The organism is Halalkalibacter alkaliphilus, from assembly GCF_023555415.1.
Classification (GTDB): Bacteria; Bacillota; Bacilli; order Bacillales; family Bacillaceae_D; genus Halalkalibacter; species Halalkalibacter alkaliphilus.
Genome location: NZ_JAKRYL010000053.1, coordinates 1 through 2197, shown reverse-complemented (window position 1 = coordinate 2197; position 2197 = coordinate 1). Strand labels below are relative to the sequence as shown.

Below are 2197 nucleotides of genomic sequence, written 5' to 3'. Positions count from 1 at the left end.
ATTAATTTACTCATCGTCTCCCCCTAGTATTAAAAAATTAAGAAAGCACTTCTACTTGCTTCTTCTTGAATTCTTGTTGTAATTCTTCTTTCTCGACAATTTCCTTCCATGGATCTTTTCCTGTTGAAAGAGCGACGTCCATTCTTTCAATCAGAGCTTTACGGCCTTCCTCGTCTTCAAGAACGACTTTCTTCATATGATCTAAGCCAACTCTCTCCACAAAGTGAGACGTTCTCTCTAAATACCTCGCATTTTCTCTGTAATATTGCATAAATGCACTGATTGTATCGATGATCTCTTCTTTTGTTTTCACTTTACAGAATAAGTCTCCGCCACGCAGGTCGACCCCGCCGTTTCCTCCGACATACAGCTCCCAGCCTCCGTCTACTCCGACAACACCAAAGTCTTTAATGCCAGACTCTGCACAGTTACGTGGACAAGCCGATACTGCCATTTTTACTTTATGAGGTGTGTTGATGTATTCAAACTTCTTCTCTAATTCAACACCTAGACCAATAGAGTCTTGTGTTCCAAAGCGGCAGAACTGCTCTCCGACACACGTTTTTACGGTACGAAGCGCTTTTGCATATGCAGAACCGGATCTCATGCCAAGGTCACTCCATACTTTCGGTAAGTCTTCTTTTTCGACTCCAAATAAGTCAATTCGCTGTCCTCCGGTTACTTTCAAAAGAGGAACATTGTATTTATCTGCCACGTCTGCAATTTTACGAAGCTGATCCGCATTCGTTACCCCGCCATACATTCTAGGAACAACTGTAAACGTTCCGTTATGGTTAATGTTGGCATGGACACGCTCGTTAATGAAACGAGATGTTGGGTCGTCTGCATTTTTAATTGGGTCAACCATTTTCAAGTAGTAGTTAATCGCTGGGCGACACTTCGAACAGCCTTCATCTGATTCCCAGCCTAATACATTCATCACTTCACGCGGGTGTGAAAGACCAAGCTCGCGGATTTCAGCGACCACTTCTTCATGCGTATATTCCGTACAACCACACATTGGCTCTGGGGCATTACCAACATCTTCACCTGTTGTTAATGTTAATAAATCTGCGATAAGAGGCTTACATCCACCACAAGAACGCCCTGCCGTTGTACATTGCTTCACTTGCTCAACGGTTGTTAACCCTTGATCGGTAATGGCTGAACAAATCTCCCCTTTTGAAATTCCGTTACAGTCACACACATTATCACCATCAGCCATCGCTACAACTGGGCTGACTGGCGCTTCGCCACTTTCAGATGGAAGAAGAGCGACCTTACTCATTCCTGAGATATCGTCCTCATTCCGCATCATCGAAAGGAGTCTTGTTGAGTCAGATGTATCCCCAAATAACACGGCGCCAATCACTTTGTTATCTCTCACAACAACTTTTTTGTAAATCCCTTCAAATTCATCGTGAACACGAATCGCTTTTGTATCTTCTGCATCTTGGAACTCTCCAGCTGAGAATACATTCACACCAGATACTTTTAATTGCGTATAAACAAGGGAACCCTCGTAACCGTGCTCAAGCGACTGACCTTCTGAACAAATATGAGCCGCTAGCACTTTTCCTTGTTCGTAAAGAGGAGCAACAAGTCCGTACGCAATTCCTCTATGCTGCGCACATTCCCCAACCGCGTACACATTTGGTGCACTTGTTTGCATGAAATCATCAACCACAATCGCTCGTTCTGTTGTTAAGCCAGCGTCTTGTGCTAATGCAATGTTTGGCTTAATCCCAACAGCCATAACGACCAAGTCTGTTTTGAAGCGTGTGCCATCTGTGAAAGAAATGCTTTCGACGCGTTTTTTCCCTTCGATTTCTTTTGTATTCTTCTGTAAGTGGAATGTCATGCCTTGAGCTTCTAGTTCTTCCTTTAACATCTTCCCTGCTTGACTATCCAACTGGCGCTCCATTAAATAGTCGGCAATATGAATGACGTCGACTTCCATATTTAAGTTTAATAGACCACGAGCTGCCTCAAGTCCAAGTAGTCCCCCACCAATGACTGTTGCGCGTTTGTACTTTCTCGACGTATCGATCATTGTTTCACAGTCTTTAATGTTACGAAACGCGATAACCCCTTCTTTATCGGCACCAGGCAATGGAAGCATAAACGGATTTGAACCTGTGGCAAAAATCAATTTATCGTAAGAACGCTCTACCCCGTTTTTGCTCACAACGACTTG

At 43.7% G+C, this 2197-nt stretch carries 1 protein-coding gene; it reads right to left on the bottom strand.

The features are described from left to right. Nucleotides 1–37 precede the first annotated feature (37 nt). Nucleotides 38–2197 (bottom strand): nitrite reductase large subunit NirB (gene nirB, locus MF646_RS23010; RefSeq protein ID WP_250098831.1); only part of this gene is annotated, 2160 nt, incomplete at its 5' end.